Origin of the sequence: Marisediminicola sp. UYEF4 (assembly GCF_040546025.1) — a bacterium.
GTDB lineage: Bacteria > Actinomycetota > Actinomycetes > Actinomycetales > Microbacteriaceae > Marisediminicola.
Genome location: NZ_JBEPNA010000001.1, coordinates 304,608 through 325,430, shown reverse-complemented (window position 1 = coordinate 325,430; position 20,823 = coordinate 304,608). Strand labels below are relative to the sequence as shown.

The window sequence follows — 20,823 nt, the reverse complement described above, 5'->3', positions numbered from 1 at the left end:
CATAACCCCCACAACTCCTGAATAATGAAAGCTGCTAGATCAGGCCGAGATCGGTGACCGCGGCCCGCTCATCGGCGAGTTCCGCGGTCGAGGCGTCGATGCGCCGGCGGGAGAATTCGTCGATCTCGAGCCCGGAGACGATCTGCCAGTCGCGGCCCGACGAGGTGACCGGGAACGAGCTGACCAGCCCCTCCGGTACTCCATAGCTGCCGTCGGAGGGCAGCGCGGCGGAGGTCCAGTCGCCCTCTGGCGTGCCGTGCACCCAGTCGCGCACGTGGTCTATCGCCGCATTCGCTGCGGAGGCGGCGGAGGAGGAGCCGCGCGCCTCGATGATCGCGGTCCCTCGCCGCGCGACCGTCGGGATGAACTCGTTCTCGACCCACGTGCGGTCGAGCTCCGGAGCGCGGCCGTCGATGAGCGCGTGGCTCAGGTCGGGGTACTGCGTCGCCGAGTGGTTGCCCCAGATCGTGACCCGGGAGATCGCCGCGACCGGGGCGCCCGTCTTGCGCGAGAGCTGGGACACGGCGCGGTTGTGGTCGAGCCTGGTCATGGCGGTGAAGCGCGACCGCGGCACATCCGGCGCGTGCGAGGCGGCGATGAGCGCATTCGTGTTCGCCGGGTTGCCGACCACGAGCACGCGGATATCGTCGGATGCCGCGGAGTTGATCGCGCGGCCCTGCGGCCCGAAGATCGCCCCGTTCGCGGCGAGCAGGTCTGCGCGAGCCATGTCGGCGGTGCGCGGGCGGGAGCCGACGAGCAGGGCCACGTTGGCGCCCTCGAAGGCGAGGCTGGCGTCGTCGAAGACGTCGACGGATTCCAGCAGCGGGAAGGCGCAGTCATCCAGCTCCATCGCGACGCCGGACGCCGCGGCGACTGCTTGCGGAACCTCGAGCAGACGGAGCCGCACGGGAGTGCCGGAGCCGAGCATCGCGCCGGACGCGATGCGGAAGAGCAACGCGTAGCCGATCTGCCCGGCAGCCCCCGTGACGGTCACCGTCGTCATGGTGTCAGCCCAACCGCGCGGCGAGGTTCTTGTCGAGCGTGTCGAGGAACTCCTCGGTCGTCTGCCACTTCTGCTCCGGGCCGACGAGAAGCGCGAGGTCCTTCGTCATGGCGCCGGACTCGACGGTCGTGATGACGACGTCCTCGAGGGTCGCGGCGAAGTCGATGAGGGCCTGGTTGCCGTCCAGCTTTCCGCGGTGCGCGAGCCCGCGTGTCCACGCGTAGATCGACGCGATCGGGTTGGTCGAGGTGGGGCGACCGGCCTGGTGCTCGCGGTAGTGGCGGGTGACGGTGCCGTGCGCCGCCTCGGCCTCGACGACGCTGCCGTCGGGCACGGAGAGCACCGAGGTCATCAGGCCCAGCGAGCCGAAGCCCTGCGCGACGGTGTCGGACTGCACATCGCCGTCGTAGTTCTTGCAGGCCCAGACGTAGCCGCCCTCCCACTTCATGGCCGAGGCGACCATGTCGTCGATGAGGCGGTGCTCGTAGGTCAGGCCGGCCGCGGCGAAACTGTCCTTGAACTCGGCCTGGAAAACCTCCTCGAAGATGTCTTTGAAGCGACCGTCGTAGGCCTTGAGGATCGTGTTCTTCGTCGAGAGGTACACCGGGTAGTTGCGGCTCAGGCCGTAGTTGAGCGAGGCGCGGGCGAAGTCGACGATCGACTCGTCGAGGTTGTACTGCACCTGGGCGACACCGTCTCCCGGCGACTGGTACACCTCGAACTTGAGCGGCTCGGAACCGTCGTCGGGGGTGAACTCGACGGTGAGCTTGCCCTTGCCGTGGAAGCGGAAGTCGGTGGCCTTGTACTGGTCGCCGAAGGCGTGGCGGCCGATGATGATCGGCTTGTTCCAGCCCGGCACGAGGCGCGGGATGTTCGAGATGATGATCGGCTCGCGGAAGATGACGCCGCCGAGGATGTTGCGGATCGTGCCATTCGGGCTCTTCCACATCTTCTTCAGGCCGAACTCCTCGACGCGCGCCTCGTCGGGCGTGATGGTCGCGCACTTGACGCCGACGCCGTGCTTCTGGATGGCGTGGGCCGCGTCGATCGTGACCTGGTCGTCGGTCGCATCGCGGTGCTCGATGCCGAGGTCGTAGTACTCGAGGTCGATGTCGAGATACGGGTGGATGAGCGTGTCTTTGATTGCCGTCCAGATGATGCGTGTCATCTCGTCGCCGTCGAGCTCGACGACCGTACCTTCAACTTTGATCTTCGACAAAAACGCGTCTCCCTGAGTCTGTTGTTCCGTCATGCAATGGGCCGCTGGTCAGCTTACCGGACGGCGTAACTATCTCGACATCGAGATAGTTACGAGGGCCTGGGGCAGGCCAGCGCGACGTCATCCGGCGAACATCCGCTACCCCCCGTTCACCGAGCCCCACTAGCCTGTGAGGATGGGTGCGCTGAAACTGGAAGAACTGTCCGCGAAAAACGCCGTCGAGGCGAACAACCTGTCCCTCAAGCCCGGGCAGGAACAATTCATCGCCCCCGTGTCGTACGCGATGGCCGGACCGTTCCTCGACCCGAACACCGGATGGTCGCGGGTGGTGACCGACGAGGACGACGGAGTCGTCGGGTTCATCATGGCGAACTTCGATCCGGACGTGCTGGAAGACGAGTTCCGCAGCTGCATCTGGAGAATGAACGTCGACGCGGGCGCCCAGGGCAAGGGAGTCGGGCGCTTCGCCGTCGAGGCAACGGCCGACGAGGCGCGAAAGCGCGGCTTCGACCGCCTCACCGTGCTGTGGGAGCCGGGCGAGGACAGCCCGGAGGAGTTCTTCCTGCGTGTGGGTTTCGTCGTCGTCGGCGACACACCCTACGGCGAGAAGATCGGCGCGCTCGCGCTCTAGTGGTGCTCGCGGATGACTTCGTGTCGCGCGTGGTCGAGGTCGTCGGGTCGATCCCGGCAGGGCGGGTCATGACCTACGGTGACGTCGCCGCCGCGATCGGTTCGCGCGCGGCGCGCGGAGTCGGCTCCGTGCTGGCGCACTACGGCTCCGAGCTGCCGTGGTGGCGGGTCATCCGTGCATCCGGGCATCCGGCGCTCGACCACGAGGCCGAGGCCCTCGAGCACTTCCGCGCAGAGGGAACGCCGCTCGTCGCCCATGCGGGCTCCGGCAGCTACCGGGTGCGGCTCGACCTCGCGCGGCACACGCCCGAGTAGGCGGAGCCGGTCAGCACTCCACGATGTTCACGGCGAGGCCGGCCCGCGAGGTCTCCTTGTAGTTCTCCGACATGTCCCGGCCCGTCTGGCGCATGGTCTCGATGACCGTGTCGAGCGACACAAGGTGGGTTCCGTCGCCCATGAGCGCCAGGCGGGATGCTGAGACCGCCGTCACTGCCGCGATCGCATTCCGCTCGATGCAGGGCACCTGCACGAACCCGCCGATCGGGTCGCAGGTGAGGCCGAGGTGGTGTTCCATCGCGACCTCCGCGGCGTTCTCGACCTGGGCGGGGGTGCCGCCGAGGTGCGCCGTGATCCCGGCTGCGGCCATAGAGCAAGCGGATCCGACCTCGCCCTGGCAGCCGGCCTCGGCACCCGAGATCGACGCGTTCATCTTGCAGAGCGACCCGATGGCGCCGGCGGTGAGAAGGTAGCGGCGGGACTGTTCCGGGGTCGTCATCCCCCTCATCGTCATCGCGTAGTAGCCGACGGCGGGGATGATGCCCGCCGCCCCGTTCGTCGGCGCCGTGACGACGCGAGCCCCGGCCGCATTCTGTTCATTGACGGCGATGGCGTAGCACTGCAGCCATTCCACCGCGGTGTCGGTGTCGCCGGTCGATTCCCGCTCGCGCAGGTGCGCGGCGATCCCCGCGGACCGTCGCGGCACCCGCAGCCAGCCGGGAAGCACTCCCTCGGTCGCCATGCCGGCCTCGACGCACTCCCGCATCGCCCGCCACATGGCATCCAGTCGGGCGTTGACCTCGTCCTCCGTGGCGACCGCGAGCTCGTTGGCGAGCGCGATGTCGGCGATCTCGAGCCCGGTCGCGGTGCAGTAGGCGAGCAGCTCGGCCGCCGTGCGGTACGGGTAGGGCCCGGGTGCGCGCTCCGGCGCGGGGCCGCTGCCGTCGCGCTCGATGAATCCGCCCCCGACCGAATAGTAGAGCACGTCGTGGAGCACATGGCCCGCCCCGTCGATGGCCTCGAACCGGATGCCGTTGGGATGCGCCGGCATCCGGGTGAACGGTTCGTAGCGCATATCGGTCGCGGTGAGCGCGATGGCGGGGCCGCCGAGCAGCGCAAGACCGCCCGCCACCAGAGCCTCGTCCCACGCCCGCGCGACGAGGGCGGGATCGACGAGCGCCGGGTCCTCACCCCTGAGTCCCGCGGCGAGCGCGCCGAGGGTTCCGTGGCCGACGCCCGTCGCGGCGATCGATCCATAGAGAGTCATTCGGAGTCCGGATGTCTGCGGCAGCAGGTCGCCGGACTCCAACTCGCGGGCGAATGCGGTTGCGGCCCGCATGGGGCCGACGGTGTGCGAACTCGACGGTCCGATGCCGATCGAGAACAGGTCGAGAGCCGAGACCCGCTGCACTAGAGCACGTCCGCTCGATGCCCGGACCGGCTGACGCCAGCACCCTCACCCATTGGCTTAATCATCTCGTCCGACTCCCTCGTCCCAGACAGGCTATCCCGGCAGCCGCCGGACCCCGCGCCGGCCCGGGCGCGAAGTGGGACTTTCGACCGATGACTGCCCGCTGCCCGGCCGATTGACTGGTCCCACCCAACCCGGAAGGCGGTGATCCTCGTGCGCGCTCTCCTTGTGGCCGCCGCCCTCGCCGCGGCAGCGCTCGCCCTCAGCGGATGCACGATCGCCCGGCAGTTTCTGCCGTCGCAGACCGAGTCGCGCTTCCAGGACTTCACGTCCTTCCAGAGCGAGGCCGGGGAGGAGTTCACGTCGCTGGTCTGGGTGCCGACTGATGCGATCCTGCTGGCCACGAAGGACTCCGACCATGAGCCAGGGCGGATGCTGAAGTTCAACAGCGAGACCGGGGTGACCGCCGATGGCTGCGTGCCCGGCCTGCTCGATGGGGAGGCACCGTTCGAGACGGTCTGGTGGCCATCGGGTGAGGCGCTGACCGGGATCGTCTGCAACGAGACCTGGCGGGTGTTCGGGGTCGGCGGCACCTGGTACGCCTGGACGCAGTGACCGGTCAGACGAGCGAGTCCCGCCAGGCCGCGTGCAGCTGCGAGAAGCGACCGGTGCCGGCGATCAGGTCGCGCGGCGTGCCGTCTTCGACGATACGCCCGTGCTCCATGACCAGAACGCGGTCGGCGATCGCGACCGTCGACAGGCGGTGGGCAATGATCACGGCCGTGCGGTCGGCGAGCAGGGTCGTGAGGCCCTCCTGCACGAGCCTCTCGCTCGGGATGTCGAGCGACGCCGTCGCCTCGTCCAGGATCAGCACGACGGGGTCGGCGAGGAATGCCCGCGCGAACGAGATCAGCTGCCGCTGGCCGGCGGACACCCTCCCACCGCGCTTGTTCACGTCGGTCTCGTAGCCGTCGGGCAGCGCCTCGATGAACTCGTGCGCTCCCACGGCCGTCGCGGCCGCGACGATCTCCTCCCGCGTCGCCTCCGGCTTGCCGAGCGCGATATTCTCGCTCACGGAGCCGGAGAACAGGTACGCCTCCTGGGTGACCATGACGATCGCGCGACGGAGATCCTTCGGGTGCAGCATCCGCAGGTCGAGCCCGTCGAGCGACACCGCGCCGGAAGTCGGGTCGTAGAAGCGCGAGATGAGCTTGGCGAGGGTCGACTTGCCCGCCCCGGTCGAGCCGACGAGGGCGACGACCTGCCCGGCCGGCAGCTCGAGGTCGAACTCGGGCAGCACGACGCTGCCCTCCTTGTAGGCGAACTCCACGCCGTCGAAGCGCACACGCCCCTTCGCCCGCCACAGGTCGACGGGACGGGTCGGGTCGGGCACGCTCGGGGTCTCCTCGAGCACGCCGGAGATCTTCTCGAGCGCCGCGGCCGCGGACTGGTACGAGTTGTAGAACATCGCCATCTCCTGCGCCGGGGCGAAGAATTGCCGGGTGTAGAGCAGCGCCGCGAGCAGCACGCCGATCGCGAGCCCTCCGTCGGCGACGCGGAGTCCGCCGGCGAGCAGCACGATCCCGAGGGCCACGTTTCCGATGAGCACGAGTCCGGGATCGAACACCCCGAACAGCTCGATGACGCGGGCGTTGCGCTCCCGGTACCCCTCGACGAGCTCGGCGAACTCCTCCTCGTTGCGCTTCTCCTTGCGGAACGCCTTGACCGCGCGGATGCCGGTCATCGTTTCGACGAAGTGCACGATGAGGCGCGCCGACGCGACCCTCGTCTGACGGAACACTCGCTGCGACTGCACCTGGAACCAGCGGGCGAGGAATGCCAGCGGCACAAGGAAAACGACCAGCACAACACCGCTCACCCAGTCGATCGAGAACAGTGCGGCCGCGATGAAGATCATGTACAGGGCGCCCTGCACGAGCTGGCTGATTCCCGAGTCGAGCAGCTCCCTGATCGCGTCGAGGTCGCTCGTTTGGCGCGCGATGATCTTGCCGGAGGTGTAGCTCTCGTGGAATTCGAGGCTGAGCTTCTGGGTGTGCAGGAAGACACGCTTGCGCAAGTCGATGAGAATCGCCTGGCTGACCCGTGCGGCCAGCACGGTGTACCAGGCAATAAGCCCAGCGCCGATGACGCCGGTCAGCAGGTAGGCGGCGACGACCAGCACGAGGGGCGTCGCTCGGCCCTCGAGCAGAGCCGGGAGCCCGCGGTCGATGCCGATCGCGATGAGCCAGGGCCCGGCGACCTGCGCGATCGTGCTCACGACGACGACCGCCATGGTGAGCACGAGCCTCGCCGTGACCGGGCTGAGCAGCGATCCGAGGAGCCGGATCGACCGGCGGCGGATGTGGCGGCTCTCCGCCGCGGAGAAGTCTCCGCGCTCCTCACCATTCACTCCGACGACGCTCATGCGTGCGCCTCCTTCAGTTCGCGTGCCTGTTCGTCTTCGAGACTGGAGATCACGAAGCGGTAGTGGTCGTTGGTGGCGAGCAGGTCGGAGTGCCGCCCGACCGCGGTCACCCGCCCGCGCTCGAGCAGGGCGACACGGTCGGCGAGCATGACCGTCGACGGCCGATGGGCCACGATGAGGGCCGTCGTCGACGCGAGCACCCGGCGCAGCGCGGCCTCGACGAGCGCCTCCGTGTCGACGTCGAGCGCCGAGAGCGGATCGTCGAGCACGAGCACCCGTGGCTTCGCCGCTACGGCGCGCGCAAGGGCGAGCCGCTGGCGCTGCCCGCCCGACAGGCTCAGCCCCTCCTCGCCGACCATGGTGTCGACGCCGTCGGGCAGGTCGTCGACGAACCCTGCCTGCGCGATCTCGAGCGCCTCGGCGAGCTCGGCGTCCGTGCCCTCCGGCCGTCCCAGCAGCACGTTGTCCCGCACGGTCGCCGAGAACAGCGTCGCGTCTTCGAAGGCCATTGCGATGTGGCGGCGCAGCTCGGTGCGCTCGAGGTCGCGGATGTCGACGCCGTCGAGGGTGATCCGCCCGCACGTCACGTCGTACAGCCGGGTGGTGAGCGCCGTCATCGTCGACTTGCCAGACCCGGTGAGGCCGACCAGCGCCATCGTCTGCCCCGGCTCGAGCGCAAGGTCGATGCCGTCGAGCAGGTCGGCGTACTGGGCGGGCGAGTCCGGGTAGCGGAAGTGCACGTTGTCGAAGACGAGGCGCCCCTCTGGCGAGGCGATCGTCGCCGGGCTCTCGGGATCGGTGATGGTGTTGATCTCGTCCATCACCTCGAAGAAGCGATCGGCCGCGGTGCGCGCGTCGAAGGTCATCGACAGCAGGTAGCCAATCGACTCCACCGGCCAGCGCAGCACTGTCGCCGTCGCGAAGAACGCGACGAGCTCGCCCGGAGTGAGCTGTCCGTCGGCGGCGAGCCAGACCCCGCCGAGCAGCGAGAGGGCGAAGGTGACGTCGGGGACCAGCAGCAGCCACAGCCAGATGCCGGCGATCGCCCTGGCCTTCTCGATCTCGGTGCCCCGCAGGTCCTCGGCCTGGGAGGAGAAGTTCTTGAGCGCGTGGGAGCCGCGCCCGAACGCCTTGAGCACGCGGATGCCGTGCACCGACTCCTCGACGGCCGTCGCGAGGTCGCCGGACTGGTCCTGGCTGCGCCGGGACACGATCGAGTACTTCTTCTCGAACACGTAGCCGTACACCCAGAGCGGGATCGAGCAGGCCGCGAACAGTACCCCCAGCATCCAGTTGATGGAGATCAGGAACACGAGTCCGATGAGGATCGTCAGCACGTTGACGACCAGAAGTACCAAGCCGAACGAGACCCAGCGGCGGATCAGGTTCAGGTCGCTGATGGCCCGCGAGAGCAGCTGGCCGCTCGGCCAGCGATCGTGGAAGCTGACCGGGAGATCCTGCAGCTGCGCGTAGAAGCGGTTGCGCATGCCGGCCTCGACGTGGGTGCCCGGCTGCAGCACAAACCAGCGGCGCAGCCAGATCATCGCGGCCTCGAGCACGCCGAGGGCGAGGACGATCGCGACCGGCCACCAGATCTGGCTGGAGTCGCCGTCCTGCAGCGGTCCGTCGACGAGGCCGCGAAGAACCTGCGGGATCGTCAGGGCGACGAGCGCCGCGACCATCGCGGCCCCCATTCCGAGGTAGATGCGCGGCAGGGCGCTCTTCGCGTACGGGTAGAGCCTCACGATGGAGGCGAATGTCGTGGCTTTCTTGCGTGGCCCTGGCAGGGTAGGCACAGTGGTTCCTAGCGTCATCGGCCCCGGGATCGCCGGGGATTCGAAGTGGTGCGGTGTAAGGGAGGTGCGTGCGGCACGGACGGTCGGTCCGGCTGGCGCACGTGCCGCGGACGGCGGCTAGATCGAACGGCTGGCCACGTTAGAGGCCGGAGCGTCGACGCGCGGCGGCGGGCACGATGGGTGCGGTGGCGTGTGCGATGCTCGTCATGGCGTCCTCCTGGTCACGTATATTCTTCCGTTGGCCACCAGTCACGCGTCACTCCCGGGCAGCCCTCCAGAGTATTCCTCTGCATGCCGAGGATGCAACCTTTTTCTCGGTGGGGCTGCTGCCCGCGTCAGCGGATCCGCACCGACAGGCAGGTGACACAGCCCTCGAGCTTCTCGAATTCGCTGATGTCGACCGTGACGACGCGGTAGCCCCTGTCGGCGAACAGCCTGGCGGTCAGGGGGGCGGATGCCGCCATCAGCACGGCATCCGGGGCCAGCACGACAACAGCCGCCCCGGTCTCCTCCGGCACCTCGAGGAAGCGGTCGAAGAGTTCCGGATGCTCGACGAGCGGGGCGTGCCCGATGGCGGTGCCGTCGGGCAGCGCAGTGACGGCGCTCTTGAGGTGCAGCACGCGGGTGACCGGAACCGTGACGACCTCGAATCCCTCGTCGGCGGCGATGGCCGTGAGCTGGCGGATGCCCTCGGCGTTCGTCCGGCCGCCGCGACCGACGTAGACGTTGCCGCCGATCTTGAGCACGTCGCCGCCGTCGAGGGTACCCGGGAGGTCGATGCGGCGTTCGACGAGCCCCAGACCCGCGATGACAGCTTCGACGCCCGCGATCTCGGGGCGCCGGGACAGCGCGCCGGGACTCGTGAGCACGGCGACCCGGCCGAGCATGACCACGGCGTCCTCGACGAAGACAGAGTCGGCGAGGGTGTCGTCGGCAGCCACCTCGATGATCTCGAAGCCGGCATGTGCGAGCGCATCGACGTAGCCGCGCCACTGCTCCACCGCGAGGGCGACGTCGACCGGGGTGCGTGCGATGTGGGTGACCTCGCCGCGCGCGAGAGCGACCGCCGGAGGGCGCACGAGCGCACGAGGCGAGGGAGCGACGACATTCTGGGACATGCTGCGACACTACCCACCCCGCAGGCCACACGAGGAATGCAACGAATATCGTCGCATTCTTCGCGTTCCACAGTAGTTTTGAGTAGTTTTGAGTCATGAACACGACGGTATTCGAACGAAATGCGCCGAGCGCGGCCGCGATCGACCATTCCCTGGCCGGGGTGCGGCGTTCGCCGTTCTGGCTCGAGGATGCCGCGGCCCCCACGTACCCGCGCCTCACCGGCGGGCTCGAGTGCAACCTCGCCGTGGTCGGCGCGGGCTACTGCGGCATCTGGACCGCGATCAAGGCCAAGCGCGCCGACCCGTCACGCCGCGTGGTCGTGCTCGAGGCGAAGACCGTCGGCTGGGCCGCATCCGGTCGCAACGGCGGCTTCGTCGAGGCGAGCTTGACCCACGGCGAGGACAACGGCGCCTCCCGGTTCCCCGCCGAGATCGACCGACTCACTGAGCTGGGGCTGGCGAACCTCGACACGATCGAGACGACGGTCGCCGAGCTCGGCATCGACTGCGATTGGGAACGCAATGGCGCGATCGACCTCGCCGTCGAGCCATACCAGCTCGAGGCGCTGCGAGAGCGGGAGCTCACACCCGACCAGTTCTTCCTCGACGCGTCCGAACTCGCGCGGGAGGTGCGCTCCCCCACCTATCTGGGCGGCGTCTGGAACACCCGCACCTCGGCGCTCGTGCATCCCGGCAAGCTCGCCGCCGAGCTCGCGCGGGTCGCGTCGGAGCTCGGCGTGGAGATCTTCGAGCACAGCAAGGTCGACGCCGTCGTCACCCGCGACTCCGCGCGGGTGACCCTGCCGACGCGCACCGGCTCGGTGGTCGCGAGCTCGGTGGCACTCGCGACGAACGTGTTCCCGTCGCTGCTGCGGCGCAACAGGCTGCAGACCGTTCCCGTCTACGACTACGTGCTCATGACCGAGCCGCTCTCCGCGGAGCAGCGTGCGTCGATCGGCTGGTCGAACCGGCAGGGGCTCGGCGACGGCGCCAACCAGTTCCACTACTACCGGCTCAGCGCCGACAACCGCATCCTGTTCGGCGGGTACGACGCGATCAACCACTTCGGGCAGCGGGTCGACCCGCGCTACGAGAACCGGCCAGAGTCATACCGCCGGCTCGCGAGCCATTTCCTGACGACGTTCCCCCAGCTGGCCGGCATCCGCTTCTCGCACCGCTGGGCCGGACCCATCGACACGAGCACGCGATTCTGCGCCTTCTTCGGCACCGCGCGGCAGGGGAGGATCGCCTACGCCGCCGGCTTCACCGGGCTCGGTGTGGCGAGCACGCACTTTGCCGCCGACGTCATGCTCGACCTGCTCTCGGGCACGCCGAGCGAGCTCACCGAGCTCGAGATGGTGCGCTCGCGACCGCTGCCGTTCCCGCCGGAGCCGGTCGCGTCGATCGGCATTCAGCTGACCCGGTTCTCGCTCGACCGCGCCGACCACAACAATGGGCGCCGCAACCTGCTGCTGCGCGGGCTCGACGCGGTGGGCCTCGGCTTCGACTCCTGAGTGGGGCGGCTCGCGCCCGGTCGGCGCTGGCGGCTGCATCATTCAGGAGTCGGACGGCGAGGGCGGCTGCATCATTCAGGAGTCGGGCGGCGAGGGCTGCTGCATCATTCAGGAGTCGGCGCAGGAAGTCGCCGATCCTGCGGTGCTGGAACAGCTAAATCAACGGGTGCCGCGCTAAACACGGTCGCCGCCGGCATCAGACTCCTGAATGATGACAGTCCCACCAGGCCTAAACTCCTGAATGGTGAGAGTCCGGCCGGGCCTGAACTCCTGAATGATGGGAGTCCCACCAGGCCTGAACTCCTGAATGATGGGAGTCCCGCCAGGCCTGAACTCCTGAATACGGATGCAGCGGCCGCGCGGCCCTAGTGGTAGAAGTGGCGCTCGCCCGTGAAGTACATGGTCACGCCGGCCTTCGCCGCCGCGTCGATGACCTCCTCGTCGCGCACCGAGCCGCCGGGCTGCGCGATTGCCTTCACGCCGGCCTCGAGCAGGATCTCGAGTCCATCGGCGAACGGGAAGAATGCGTCGGATGCCGCGACGCTGCCGGCCGCGCGGCCGCCCGCGCGGTTCACGGCGAGCCGGCAGGAGTCGACCCGGTTGACCTGTCCCATGCCGACGCCGACGGACGCGCCGCCGGCGGCGAGCAGGATTGCGTTCGACTTGACCGCGCGCACCGCTCGCCAGGCGAACTCGAGGTCGGCGCGGGTGGCGGCATCCGCCTCGGCGCCGGCGACGAGCTGCCAGCCGGCGGAGGAGAAGTCGTCGAAGACGTCAGGGTCCTGCACGAGCAGCCCTCCGGAGATCTGGCGGAACTCGCGCTCGTCGCGCCGGTAGCCGTCAGGCAGCTGCAGCAGACGCAGATTCTTCTTCGACGCGAGCACCTCGAGGGCGGCCGGCTCGAACCCGGGCGCGATGACGACCTCGGTGAAGATGTCGCGCACCTGCTCCGCCATCGCGAGCGTCACGATGCGGTTGGCCGCGATGACGCCGCCGAATGCCGAGACGGGGTCGCACTCGTGGGCGCGGATGTGCGCAGCGGCGATCGAGCCGCTCGAGCCGCCGGCAACGGCGATCCCGCATGGCTGGGCGTGCTTGATGATCGCGACGGCCGGCTCCGAGAAGTCGTAGGCGGCACGCACGGCCCCGTCGGCGTCGACGTAGTTGTTGTACGACATCTCCTTGCCCTGCAGCTGGGTCGCCTGGGCGACGCCGGGCCACTCGCGCGTGTAGAGCGCGGCGGCCTGATGCGCGTTCTCGCCGTAGCGCAGCACCTGCTTCAGCTCGTAGGTGGCGGAGACGGATGTCGGGAACGCGGCCTCCATCACGGGGTGGGCCGCGCGGATGCCGATGTTCGCGGCGAAGAACTCGGCCACGGCGGTGTCGTACGCGGAGGTGTGGGCGAACGCCTCGCTGGCGAGTCGCTGGCGCTGCGCGAGGGTCGTGCCACCGAGGGTCACGGCCTTGATGATCTGCGGGTAGCTCGCGGGTGAGACCGCGATCGCGATGTTGGCGTGGTTCTTCGCCGAGGCGCGCATCATCGCGGGGCCGCCGATGTCGATCTGCTCGACCGCGGCGTCGCCCGTGACACCGGAGGCGACGGTCTCGACGAACGGGTAGAGATTGACGACGACGAGCTCGAACGGGCGGATGCCGAGTTCGGCGAGCTCCGCCTCGTGGCTCGCGAGACGCAGGTCGGCGAGGATTCCGGCGTGGATGAAGGGGTGCAGTGTCTTCACTCGCCCGTCGAGGGACTCGGGAAAGCCGGTGACCTGGCCGACCTCGGTGACCGGATGCCCGGCATCCGCGATCGTCTTCGCGGTCGACCCGGTCGAGACGATCTCGACTCCCGCCCCGGCGAGGGCGGCCGCGAGTTCGAGCAGTCCGGTCTTGTCGCTCACGGAGATGAGTGCGCGGGTGATCGGGATCGCGTCGCGTTCCCGGTAGTCGGAGGGGGCGTGGCTGGGGGCACTCATGAGTGGGATAGCTCCTCGAGGTTGACGGTTCCGTTGGCGATGTCCAGCACGGCCTGCACGAGAAGCTCGCGCTCGACGAGTTTGATGCGGTCGTGGAGAGTCTGTTCGGTGTCGTCGGGCGCGATCGGAACGCGCCGCTGGGCGATGATCGGCCCGCTGTCGACGCCGTTGTCGACGACGATGACGCTCGCGCCGGTCTCGGCGACACCGGCCGCGATGGCGTCGCGCACCCCGTGCGCCCCGGGGAACTGCGGGAGGTAGGCCGGATGCGTGTTGATCAGCCGGGGGGCGAGCGCCGCGACGACGCGGGGCGGGAGCAGGCGCATGAAGCCGCTGAGGATCACCAGGTCGGGGTTCCAGAACCGCACCTGCGCGAGCAGCTCATCGCCCCACGAATCACGGTCGGCAAAGCTCGTGAAGGGCACTGTGAACGAGGGGATTCCGAACGCCTCGGCATGTTCGAGACCATCGGCCTGGCGGTCGGCTCCGATCGCCACAACCCGGGCCGGGTACTCGGCATCTTCAGCCGCTTCGAGGAGGGAGCGGAGGTTGGATCCCGCGCCGGAGATCAGAACAACCAGTGACAGCACCCGCCCAGCCTACCGACACCGGCGGGGGCGGCCTTCACCGGATGCCGGGTGGATGCGGTGAGGGGCGCGGTTTCACAATCGCGATCTCCTCCGTGCTGGCGTCCGGCTCGGCGGAGTGGGGGCGCGGGGAGCCCGACTCTGAGGGGTCGGCGGCATCCGCGTCCGCGGCGTCCCGCTCGGCGGCATCCGCGTCCGCGGCATCCGACTCGGCCGTGCCCCGCTCGCCCGGGTCAGGGTCGCCCACATCCCGACGCACGCTGTCGCTGTCCTCCGGCCAGTGGCTCCAGCGCGGCCGCCGCGCGGCCATCTCCCCCGCCCGCAGGCTGCCCACAAGCAGCGCGATCGCGGCTGGGACCCCGATCTCGAGCGCGGCGAACCCGCCGACCAGAAGCCATGACGCGCCGACATCCGCGAGCCGACCAGGGCCCGCCGCGCCCGCCGAGACCCACGCGAGCGCGCCGAGCAGGGCGCCGCCCGCGACGCCCATGGCAAGGCCTGTGCCGATGAGCCAGCCGTACGAGGTGAGGCCGGCACGCACGAGGCGCGGGCGCAGCACGATGGCCGCGAGGAATCCCGCGAGCACCGGAACGAGCAGGCCGACGAATCCGTAGGCGGTTTCGCCGGTAGGGAGCGCGCCGAGCAACGGAACCGCGGGCACCGGGCCGAGCACGGTGCCGAGCGGGCTCACCGTCGAGCCGGTGCCGATCGCGAATCCGGGGCCGATGAACCAGCTTGCCGCCCAGATGACGAGGTTGGGGAGGAGGGCAAGCTGGGCGACGGTGAGGGCGGCGCCGCCGAGCACGCCGGACTGCACACCCTCGTAGATGGCGATGATCTGTCCGTAGCTCACGGCAATGAGCGCGGCGACCGCGAGGGCCGACACCGCGAGGATGATGCCGGATGCGGCGGCTCCCCCGGTCAGGGCGAGCGTGGCAGCGGGCCTGAGACGCCTCTGCCGTTCGTCGATCCAGGCCACGATGCGCGAGAGCGTGACGCCTGTCGCAGCGGGACGGTCGCGGCGGCGGCTCACCTCGGATCCGACGGCGATGCCGAGGGCGAAGACGAGAGTGGGCAACACAGTGCCCTGTGCGATCGACGGGGTCGCCGCAGGGTGCAGCGCGGTGAGGGTGACCCCGAGGCTCAACACGGCGAACGCGAGGATCGCGACGATGTGTCCGACGTGGCGGTGCTCGGTCTCGCCGATGCGGCGTCCGGCCCGCACGGCGAGCAGCACGGTGATCAGGGCGAAGCCGAGCGGCGCGATCGTGAGCACGATCGTCTCGCCTGCCGCAGCGAAGCCGATGGAGGCTGCCACCAGCGGATCGAGCACGAAGGCCATGTCGGTGCCGTGGCCGAGCAGCCAGACGTCGACGGCACCACGCCAGAAGACCACGTAGTCGACTTGCAGCCCGTATTGGAACGCCCACATCAGGGTGAGCGGGGCGAGCGGGATGCCGATGCCGACACCGACGACGAGCAGGGCCTCGAGTGCGGCGAACAGGGCGGTGAGCGGACGATTCATCGCCTGCGACCCTACCCGCGCGACGCGTCGACTCAGTGGCGGCTCGCTCGGGATCGGCACATTTCCGCTCGAGCGCCCCGCCCGTGCCACGCAGAAGGGGCCGGCGCGACGCCGACCCCTTCCCGTGCTGCCGTGCTGCCGTGCTGCTACAGGCTCGCGAAGACCTCACGCATGATCGATGCGGTCTCGGACGGCGTCTTTCCGACGCGCACTCCGGCGGCCTCGAGGGCCTCCTTCTTTCCCTGCGCTGTGCCGGCACCGTCGGAGACGATCGCCCCGGCGTGCCCCATGGTCTTGCCCTCCGGCGCGGTGAACCCGGCGACGTAGGCGACGACGGGCTTGGTCACGTTGGCCTGGATGAACTCCGCCGCACGCTCCTCGGCGTCGCCGCCGATCTCGCCGATCATGACGATCGCCTTCGTGTCGGGGTCGGCCTCGAATGCCGCGAGGGCGTCGATGTGTGTCGTGCCGATGATCGGGTCTCCGCCGATCCCGATCCCGGTGGAGAAGCCGAGGTCGCGCAGCTCGAACATCATCTGGTACGTCAGCGTGCCCGACTTGGAGACGAGTCCGATCGGGCCCGGTCCGGTAATCGTCGACGGGATGATGCCCGCGTTCGACTTTCCGGGGCTGATGATGCCGGGACAGTTCGGCCCGATGATGCGGGTCGCGTTGCCGTTCGCCTTGGCGTGCGCCCAGAACTCAGCAGAGTCGTGGATCGGGATGCCCTCGGTGATGACGATCGCGAGCTCGATCTTCGCGTCCACCGCCTCGATGACGGCGCCCTTCGCGAACGCCGGCGGGACGAAGATGACCGACACGTTGGCGCCGGTGGAGGCCATCGCCTCGGCGACGGAGCCGAAGATCGGCAGTTCGTGCCCGCCGATCGACACCGTGGTGCCCGCCTTGCGCGGGTTCACCCCGCCGACGATGTTGGAGCCGGACTCGAGCATCCGTCCGGCGTGCTTGGTGCCCTCCGAGCCGGTGAGGCCCTGAACGATGATCTTGGAGTTCTCGTCGAGAAAAATCGACATGCTGTTCCCTATTCCTTCGGTTCGACGGGTGCGCTCAGCGAGCGGCGTAAGCGAGCTCGGCGGCCTTGTCGGCAGCTTCGTCCATGGTGTCCACGACGGTCACGAGCGGGTGCCCGGCGTCAGCGAGGATCTGGCGGCCCTCGACGACGTTGTTGCCGTCGAGGCGCACGACGAGCGGCTTGGTCGCCGCGTCGCCGAGAACGGCGAGTGCGCCGACGATGCCGTTCGCGACGGCGTCACACGAGGTGATCCCGCCGAAGACGTTGACGAAGACGCTCGTGACCTGCTCGTCGCCGAGAATGACGTCGAGGCCGGCGGCCATGACCTCGGCGGATGCTCCGCCGCCGATGTCGAGGAAGTTGGCCGGCTTCACGTGGCCGTGCTTCTCTCCGGCGTAGCTCACGACGTCGAGGGTCGACATGACCAGGCCCGCGCCGTTGCCGATGATGCCGACCTCGCCGTCGAGCTTCACGTAGTTGAGGTTCGCCTTCTTGGCCTTCGCCTCGAGCGGGTCCTCGGATGCCGTGTCGACGAGCGCCGCGTGGCCCTCGTGACGGAATTCGGCGTTCTCGTCGAGGGTGACCTTGCCGTCGAGCGCGACGATGTCGCCCTCCTCGGTGAGCACGAGTGGGTTGACCTCGACGAGCGTGGCGTCCTCGCCGACGAAGACCTCGTAGAGCTTCACGATGACGGGCGCGATCTTCGGCACCAGCTCGGCCGGGAAGCTCGCGGCGGTCGCGATCTCGGTCGCCTTCGCGAGGTCGATGCCCGCGATGGGGTCGACCTCGACCTTGGCGAGGGCCTCGGGGCGCTCGACCGCGAGAATCTCGATCTCGACACCGCCCTCGTAGCTTGCGAGGGACAGGAACGAACGGTTTGCCCGGTCCAGCAGCACCGAGAAGTAGAACTCCTGCGCGATGCGCGCTCCGGCGGCGACCATCACGCGTCGCACGACGTGGCCCTTGATGTCGAGCCCGAAGATCGCCTTGGAGACCTCTTCGGCATCCTGCGGGTTGTGGGCGACCTTGACGCCGCCGGCCTTGCCGCGTCCGCCGATCTTCACCTGCGCCTTGACGACGACGGTTCCACCGAGCTTCTCGGCCGCCGCACGTACTTCTTCGGGGCTGTCGGCGATGACGCCGGCCAGCACGGGAACGCCATAGGACTCGAATACGTCCCTGGCCTGGTACTCGAAAAGATCCACGCTGTTTGTCCAATCCGCGGGTCGGTAATAACGAATGTGCCACCGTCCGGACGTCACAATACCTTGACGTCGAGATACTTGGGCCCTTGGAACTCTACTCTCCTCGCCGCGACCGGCCGGCTCATGCCGCCACGCGGCACACAGCGGCACCGGCTACGGTGTCAGCCATGACCGCGGAGCGAGCTGGGCGAGGTCTTGCCGACATCGGAGCCGAGGCCGTTCTGATCGCCGGTGGTGGGCGCGCGATCCTCCTTCAGGTGGCCAACCCCGCGATCGGCCACGCGATCGCCCGGCACAGCCGTTTCGCCGACGGTCCCATGGATCGCCTCCGGCACACTCTCGGCTATGTGTACGCCATCGTCTATGGCAGCCCCGCCCAGGTAGCGGCGGTGCGGGAGCGGGTCAACCACAGGCACGCGGCGGTGCATTCGGAGCCCGGCGCCGCACCCCCGTACGACGCGACGGATGCTGCGCTGCAGCTGTGGGTCGCCGCGACGCTCTATGACACCGCCATGCTCGTGCACGAGCGGCTGATCGGAACTCTGTCCGACGCCGACCGTGACCGGGTCTACGCCGACTACGCGGCCATCGGAACGGCGCTGCAGGTTCCGCCGGAGCTGTGGCCGGCCGACCGGGCCGCGTTCGCGGAGTACTGGCGATCGCAGCTGGCCGGCCTGCACGTCGACGCGACGACCCTCGGCGTCGCCGAGTCGCTGCTCTACCCGCGGACCGGTCCCCTCTGGCTGCGCCTGGCCATGCCGCTCGCGCGACTGGTGACGGCGGGGCTGCTGCCCCCGGGCATCCGGAACCAGCTTCGCTTCGCCTGGGGTCCGCGGCGGGAGCGGCGCTTCGAGCTCGCGGTCGCGGGAATGCGGGCGGTCAACCGCCTGCTCCCGCGCCGGCTACGCCAGTGGCCGAAGAACGCCCTACTGCGCCAGATCCACTGAGCCGACCCGGGCGCGCTGCTCGATCGGCAGCATCATGCTGAACTTCGTGCCAACGCCCTCTACGCTGCGCACACCCATCTCGCCACCGTGCGCGGTCACGATCGCCTTGGTGATGGTGAGCCCAAGCCCCACCCCGGGCACCGCATTGCGCGTCGCGGTCGAGGCGCGGAAGAAGCGTAGGAACAGCTGGTCGATTTCGGCCTCGGGGATGCCCATGCCGGTGTCACTGACGGTGACGACGACACGGTGTGCCTCGCCGTTCAGCGAGACGGTCACGGTGCCTCCCGACGGGGTGAACTTGATCGCGTTCGAGATGAGGTTGTCGCAGGCCTGCCCGAGCCGCACCGAATCGCCGCGCACCATCCCGCCGTCGACCATCTCGACACTGAGGTTGACACCGGCGCGGGCGGCGGCCGGGCGCGCGGAGTCCACAGCGGCCGACACGATCGGTGCCATCGACTGCACGTGCGTCTCAAGGTTGAACTTGCCCGACTCGACCTGCGCCGTGAACAGGAGGTCGCCGACGAGAGTCAGCAGGCGGTGTGCGTTGCGCTCTGCAACGCCGAGGTACTGCAGCTGCGTCTCGGTGAGCTCCTCGTCATCGTCGTCGCGCATCAGCTCGAGGTAGCCGAGGATCGAGCTCAGCGGGGTGCGTAGCTCGTGCGAGATTAGCCCCACGAAATCGTCCTTCAGCTTGGCGACCTCGTGCGCCTTCGTGCGGTCGTGCGCGACGAACAGGTAGCCCACGGTCTCACCGTCGTCGTCGAGCCTCGGGGTGACACTCAGCTCGACCGGGAGCTCGCTTCCGTCGGCGCGACGGTAGGTCCACTCTCGCACCTCGGCACTGCCGAGCCTCGCCTCCTCGACCAGCGCTGAGAAGCCGGGGTTGAGCACGGTCGCCCCCGCGGGGTAGTTCAATTCGCGCGCACGGTCTTCGAGCTCGTCGGCGAGATGGAACTCGTCGACGTGCCGCTTGTCCTCGACCTGGTCGGCGTCGATGCGGAGCATGAGCGCCGCTCCCGGATTCCACGCGTCGATCATGCCCGTGAGATCGGTGCCGATGACCGCCTGCTCCGTGACGGCACCCCAGACCCCGCGGAACATCCGCTGTGCCTGCCGCAGGCGCGCCTCGCTTTCGGCGAGCTGGTTCGTTCGCAGCTCGTTCGACTCCAGTGCGCTCTTGCGCTCCTCGGCGAGGCGCCGCACCGACGACAGCCGCAGCCTCGCCTGGCGGGACAGCTCGTTGATCACCGCCGCCGCAATCGTGAACACGGCGGCCGAAAAGGATGCGCGCAACAGCACGGACAGCGTCGAGCTGTCGCTCTGCCCGGCGACCGAGGGGAAGATCAACACGATCGCCGTGCCGATGAAGGCGAACCAGATGTGCTCCCGGCCCTCCTCGGCGGCGAACCAGATGATCGGCAGGATGATGAGCGCGGAGTAGCTGGAGAGCCCCTCCCCCGTGCCGAAGCGCAGGAAGCCGATAGCGATGAGATCGATCGCGGGCACGAGCAGCGCGAACTTCGCAGTCGGTGAAATGGCCGTGAGCACACCGGCGAGCACCGTCGCGAGCACCACGGCGACAGCGGCGGCGACTATTGAGGCGAGGCTCGTGACCGACTCCGGCATAAAGGCAACGATCACGACAGCGACGCCAAACAGGATCGTCGTCGGCGCTTGCTTCAGCAGCGGCGACGGATTCGGTGTGGCGAGGCGGTTGGCAACGGCCGTGAGCGTCACAGCCTGGCCGTCGACGACTGGGTAAGTTCGACGAGTCGATCGGCCAGTTCGCGTGGGCTGAACGGTTTGATCAGGTACTCCACGGCTCCCGCATCCCGGCCGGCGGCGTGCGCTGGCTCGTCGGCGGCGGCGGACAGCATCACGACCCGCGTGCCGGAAAGCTCGTCGTCATCGCGGATGAGGCCGCACAGCTCGAGACCGCTGAGGCCGGGCATCGAGACATCCGTCACAAGCAGGTCGGGTTTCAACGCGCGCACGAGCTCCCACGCCTCGGTGCCGTCGACCGCTGCGCCGACAAGTTCGAGTCCGGACTTGCGCACGGCGATCCCGACGAGAACGCGAATGTCGGGATCGTCGTCGGCGACGAGTACCCGTGCCTTGCGTGGCGGCACTGCCTCATGCGAATCTGACATCCCAG

Annotated in this window: 18 protein-coding genes; 5 read left to right on the top strand and 13 right to left on the bottom strand. The window is 68.9% G+C overall.

What is annotated here, in order from left to right; genetic code table 11:
- Nucleotides 1–34: 34 nt before the first annotated feature.
- Both ABIB15_RS01575 and ABIB15_RS01570 read right to left on the bottom strand, forming a co-directional pair.
- The gene (locus ABIB15_RS01575; protein WP_354474721.1) at nt 35–1,003 is read right to left on the bottom strand and encodes a malate dehydrogenase; all 969 of its coding nucleotides are present in this window, start codon (nt 1,001–1,003) and stop codon (nt 35–37) included.
- Between the two features lie 4 nt (nt 1,004–1,007).
- Nucleotides 1,008–2,222 (bottom strand): NADP-dependent isocitrate dehydrogenase, encoded by a 1,215-nt coding sequence (locus tag ABIB15_RS01570; protein WP_354474719.1) that lies wholly within the window; start codon nt 2,220–2,222, stop codon nt 1,008–1,010.
- A 175-nt stretch (nt 2,223–2,397) separates the two neighbouring features.
- On the opposite strand from ABIB15_RS01570, the gene ABIB15_RS01565 reads away from it, so the two are divergent.
- Together ABIB15_RS01565 and ABIB15_RS01560 are read left to right on the top strand one after the other, a co-directional pair.
- Entirely contained in the window at nt 2,398–2,853 is a 456-nt protein-coding gene (locus ABIB15_RS01565; RefSeq protein WP_354474718.1) for a GNAT family N-acetyltransferase, read from the top strand.
- Nucleotides 2,854–2,873: 20 nt separating this feature from the next.
- Entirely contained in the window at nt 2,874–3,167 is a 294-nt protein-coding gene (locus ABIB15_RS01560) for an MGMT family protein (protein WP_354474716.1), read from the top strand.
- A gap of 10 nt (nt 3,168–3,177) precedes the next feature.
- Here the strand turns inward: ABIB15_RS01560 and ABIB15_RS01555 are convergent, their stop codons facing one another.
- Nucleotides 3,178–4,539 carry an L-serine ammonia-lyase gene (locus tag ABIB15_RS01555; RefSeq protein WP_354474715.1) on the bottom strand — a complete coding sequence of 454 codons (1,362 nt, stop codon included), beginning with the start codon at nt 4,537–4,539 and terminating at the stop codon, nt 3,178–3,180.
- Between the two features lie 213 nt (nt 4,540–4,752).
- On the opposite strand from ABIB15_RS01555, the gene ABIB15_RS01550 reads away from it, so the two are divergent.
- A complete protein-coding gene (locus ABIB15_RS01550) occupies nt 4,753–5,154 on the top strand; it encodes a hypothetical protein (protein WP_354474714.1) in 402 nt (133 codons plus the stop codon).
- 4 nt (nt 5,155–5,158) lie between these two features.
- Here the strand turns inward: ABIB15_RS01550 and ABIB15_RS01545 are convergent, their stop codons facing one another.
- The 3 genes from ABIB15_RS01545 to ddaH all read right to left on the bottom strand — a co-directional run bounded on the left by ABIB15_RS01545 (nt 5,159) and on the right by ddaH (nt 9,878).
- Nucleotides 5,159–6,964, bottom strand: coding sequence for an ABC transporter ATP-binding protein (locus ABIB15_RS01545; RefSeq protein ID WP_354474712.1), 1,806 nt, complete (start codon nt 6,962–6,964; stop codon nt 5,159–5,161).
- Complete coding sequence (locus ABIB15_RS01540; protein ID WP_354474710.1) at nt 6,961–8,778, bottom strand: ABC transporter ATP-binding protein; 1,818 nt, start codon at nt 8,776–8,778, stop codon at nt 6,961–6,963. The genes ABIB15_RS01545 and ABIB15_RS01540 overlap by 4 nt, the downstream gene beginning before the upstream one ends.
- Nucleotides 8,779–9,095: 317 nt before the next feature.
- On the bottom strand, nt 9,096–9,878 hold the full coding sequence (ddaH, locus tag ABIB15_RS01535; protein ID WP_354474709.1) for a dimethylargininase: 783 nt from the start codon (nt 9,876–9,878) through the stop codon (nt 9,096–9,098).
- A gap of 95 nt (nt 9,879–9,973) precedes the next feature.
- Between ddaH and ABIB15_RS01530 the strand changes: the two genes are divergently transcribed.
- A complete protein-coding gene (locus tag ABIB15_RS01530; protein WP_354474708.1) occupies nt 9,974–11,392 on the top strand; it encodes an NAD(P)/FAD-dependent oxidoreductase in 1,419 nt (472 codons plus the stop codon).
- Between the two features lie 365 nt (nt 11,393–11,757).
- Here ABIB15_RS01530 and purH read toward each other — a convergent pair whose 3' ends face one another.
- The 5 genes from purH to sucC form a co-directional block, all read right to left on the bottom strand.
- Complete coding sequence (gene purH, locus ABIB15_RS01525) at nt 11,758–13,368, bottom strand: bifunctional phosphoribosylaminoimidazolecarboxamide formyltransferase/IMP cyclohydrolase (protein ID WP_354474706.1); 1,611 nt, start codon at nt 13,366–13,368, stop codon at nt 11,758–11,760.
- Nucleotides 13,365–13,958, bottom strand: a complete 594-nt coding sequence (gene purN, locus ABIB15_RS01520; RefSeq protein ID WP_354474705.1) for a phosphoribosylglycinamide formyltransferase — start codon at nt 13,956–13,958, stop codon at nt 13,365–13,367. Before purN ends, purH begins: the two co-directional genes overlap by 4 nt.
- 34 nt (nt 13,959–13,992) lie before the next feature.
- Nucleotides 13,993–15,480: a cell division protein PerM gene (locus ABIB15_RS01515; RefSeq protein WP_354474704.1), complete on the bottom strand. Its 1,488-nt coding sequence runs from the start codon at nt 15,478–15,480 to the stop codon at nt 13,993–13,995.
- Between the two features lie 146 nt (nt 15,481–15,626).
- The gene (gene sucD, locus ABIB15_RS01510) at nt 15,627–16,514 is read right to left on the bottom strand and encodes a succinate--CoA ligase subunit alpha (protein ID WP_354474702.1); all 888 of its coding nucleotides are present in this window, start codon (nt 16,512–16,514) and stop codon (nt 15,627–15,629) included.
- Nucleotides 16,515–16,548: 34 nt separating this feature from the next.
- Complete coding sequence (sucC, locus tag ABIB15_RS01505; protein WP_354474701.1) at nt 16,549–17,718, bottom strand: ADP-forming succinate--CoA ligase subunit beta; 1,170 nt, start codon at nt 17,716–17,718, stop codon at nt 16,549–16,551.
- 167 nt (nt 17,719–17,885) lie between these two features.
- Between sucC and ABIB15_RS01500 the strand changes: the two genes are divergently transcribed.
- Complete coding sequence (locus ABIB15_RS01500) at nt 17,886–18,665, top strand: oxygenase MpaB family protein (RefSeq protein ID WP_354474700.1); 780 nt, start codon at nt 17,886–17,888, stop codon at nt 18,663–18,665.
- Here ABIB15_RS01500 and ABIB15_RS01495 read toward each other — a convergent pair.
- Together ABIB15_RS01495 and ABIB15_RS01490 are read right to left on the bottom strand one after the other, a co-directional pair.
- A complete protein-coding gene (locus ABIB15_RS01495; protein ID WP_354474699.1) occupies nt 18,645–20,405 on the bottom strand; it encodes a sensor histidine kinase in 1,761 nt (586 codons plus the stop codon). The two genes, ABIB15_RS01500 and ABIB15_RS01495, sit on opposite strands and share 21 nt — an antisense overlap.
- Nucleotides 20,402–20,818, bottom strand: a complete 417-nt coding sequence (locus ABIB15_RS01490) for a response regulator (RefSeq protein WP_354474697.1) — start codon at nt 20,816–20,818, stop codon at nt 20,402–20,404. The genes ABIB15_RS01495 and ABIB15_RS01490 overlap by 4 nt, the downstream gene beginning before the upstream one ends.
- Nucleotides 20,819–20,823 lie beyond the last annotated feature (5 nt).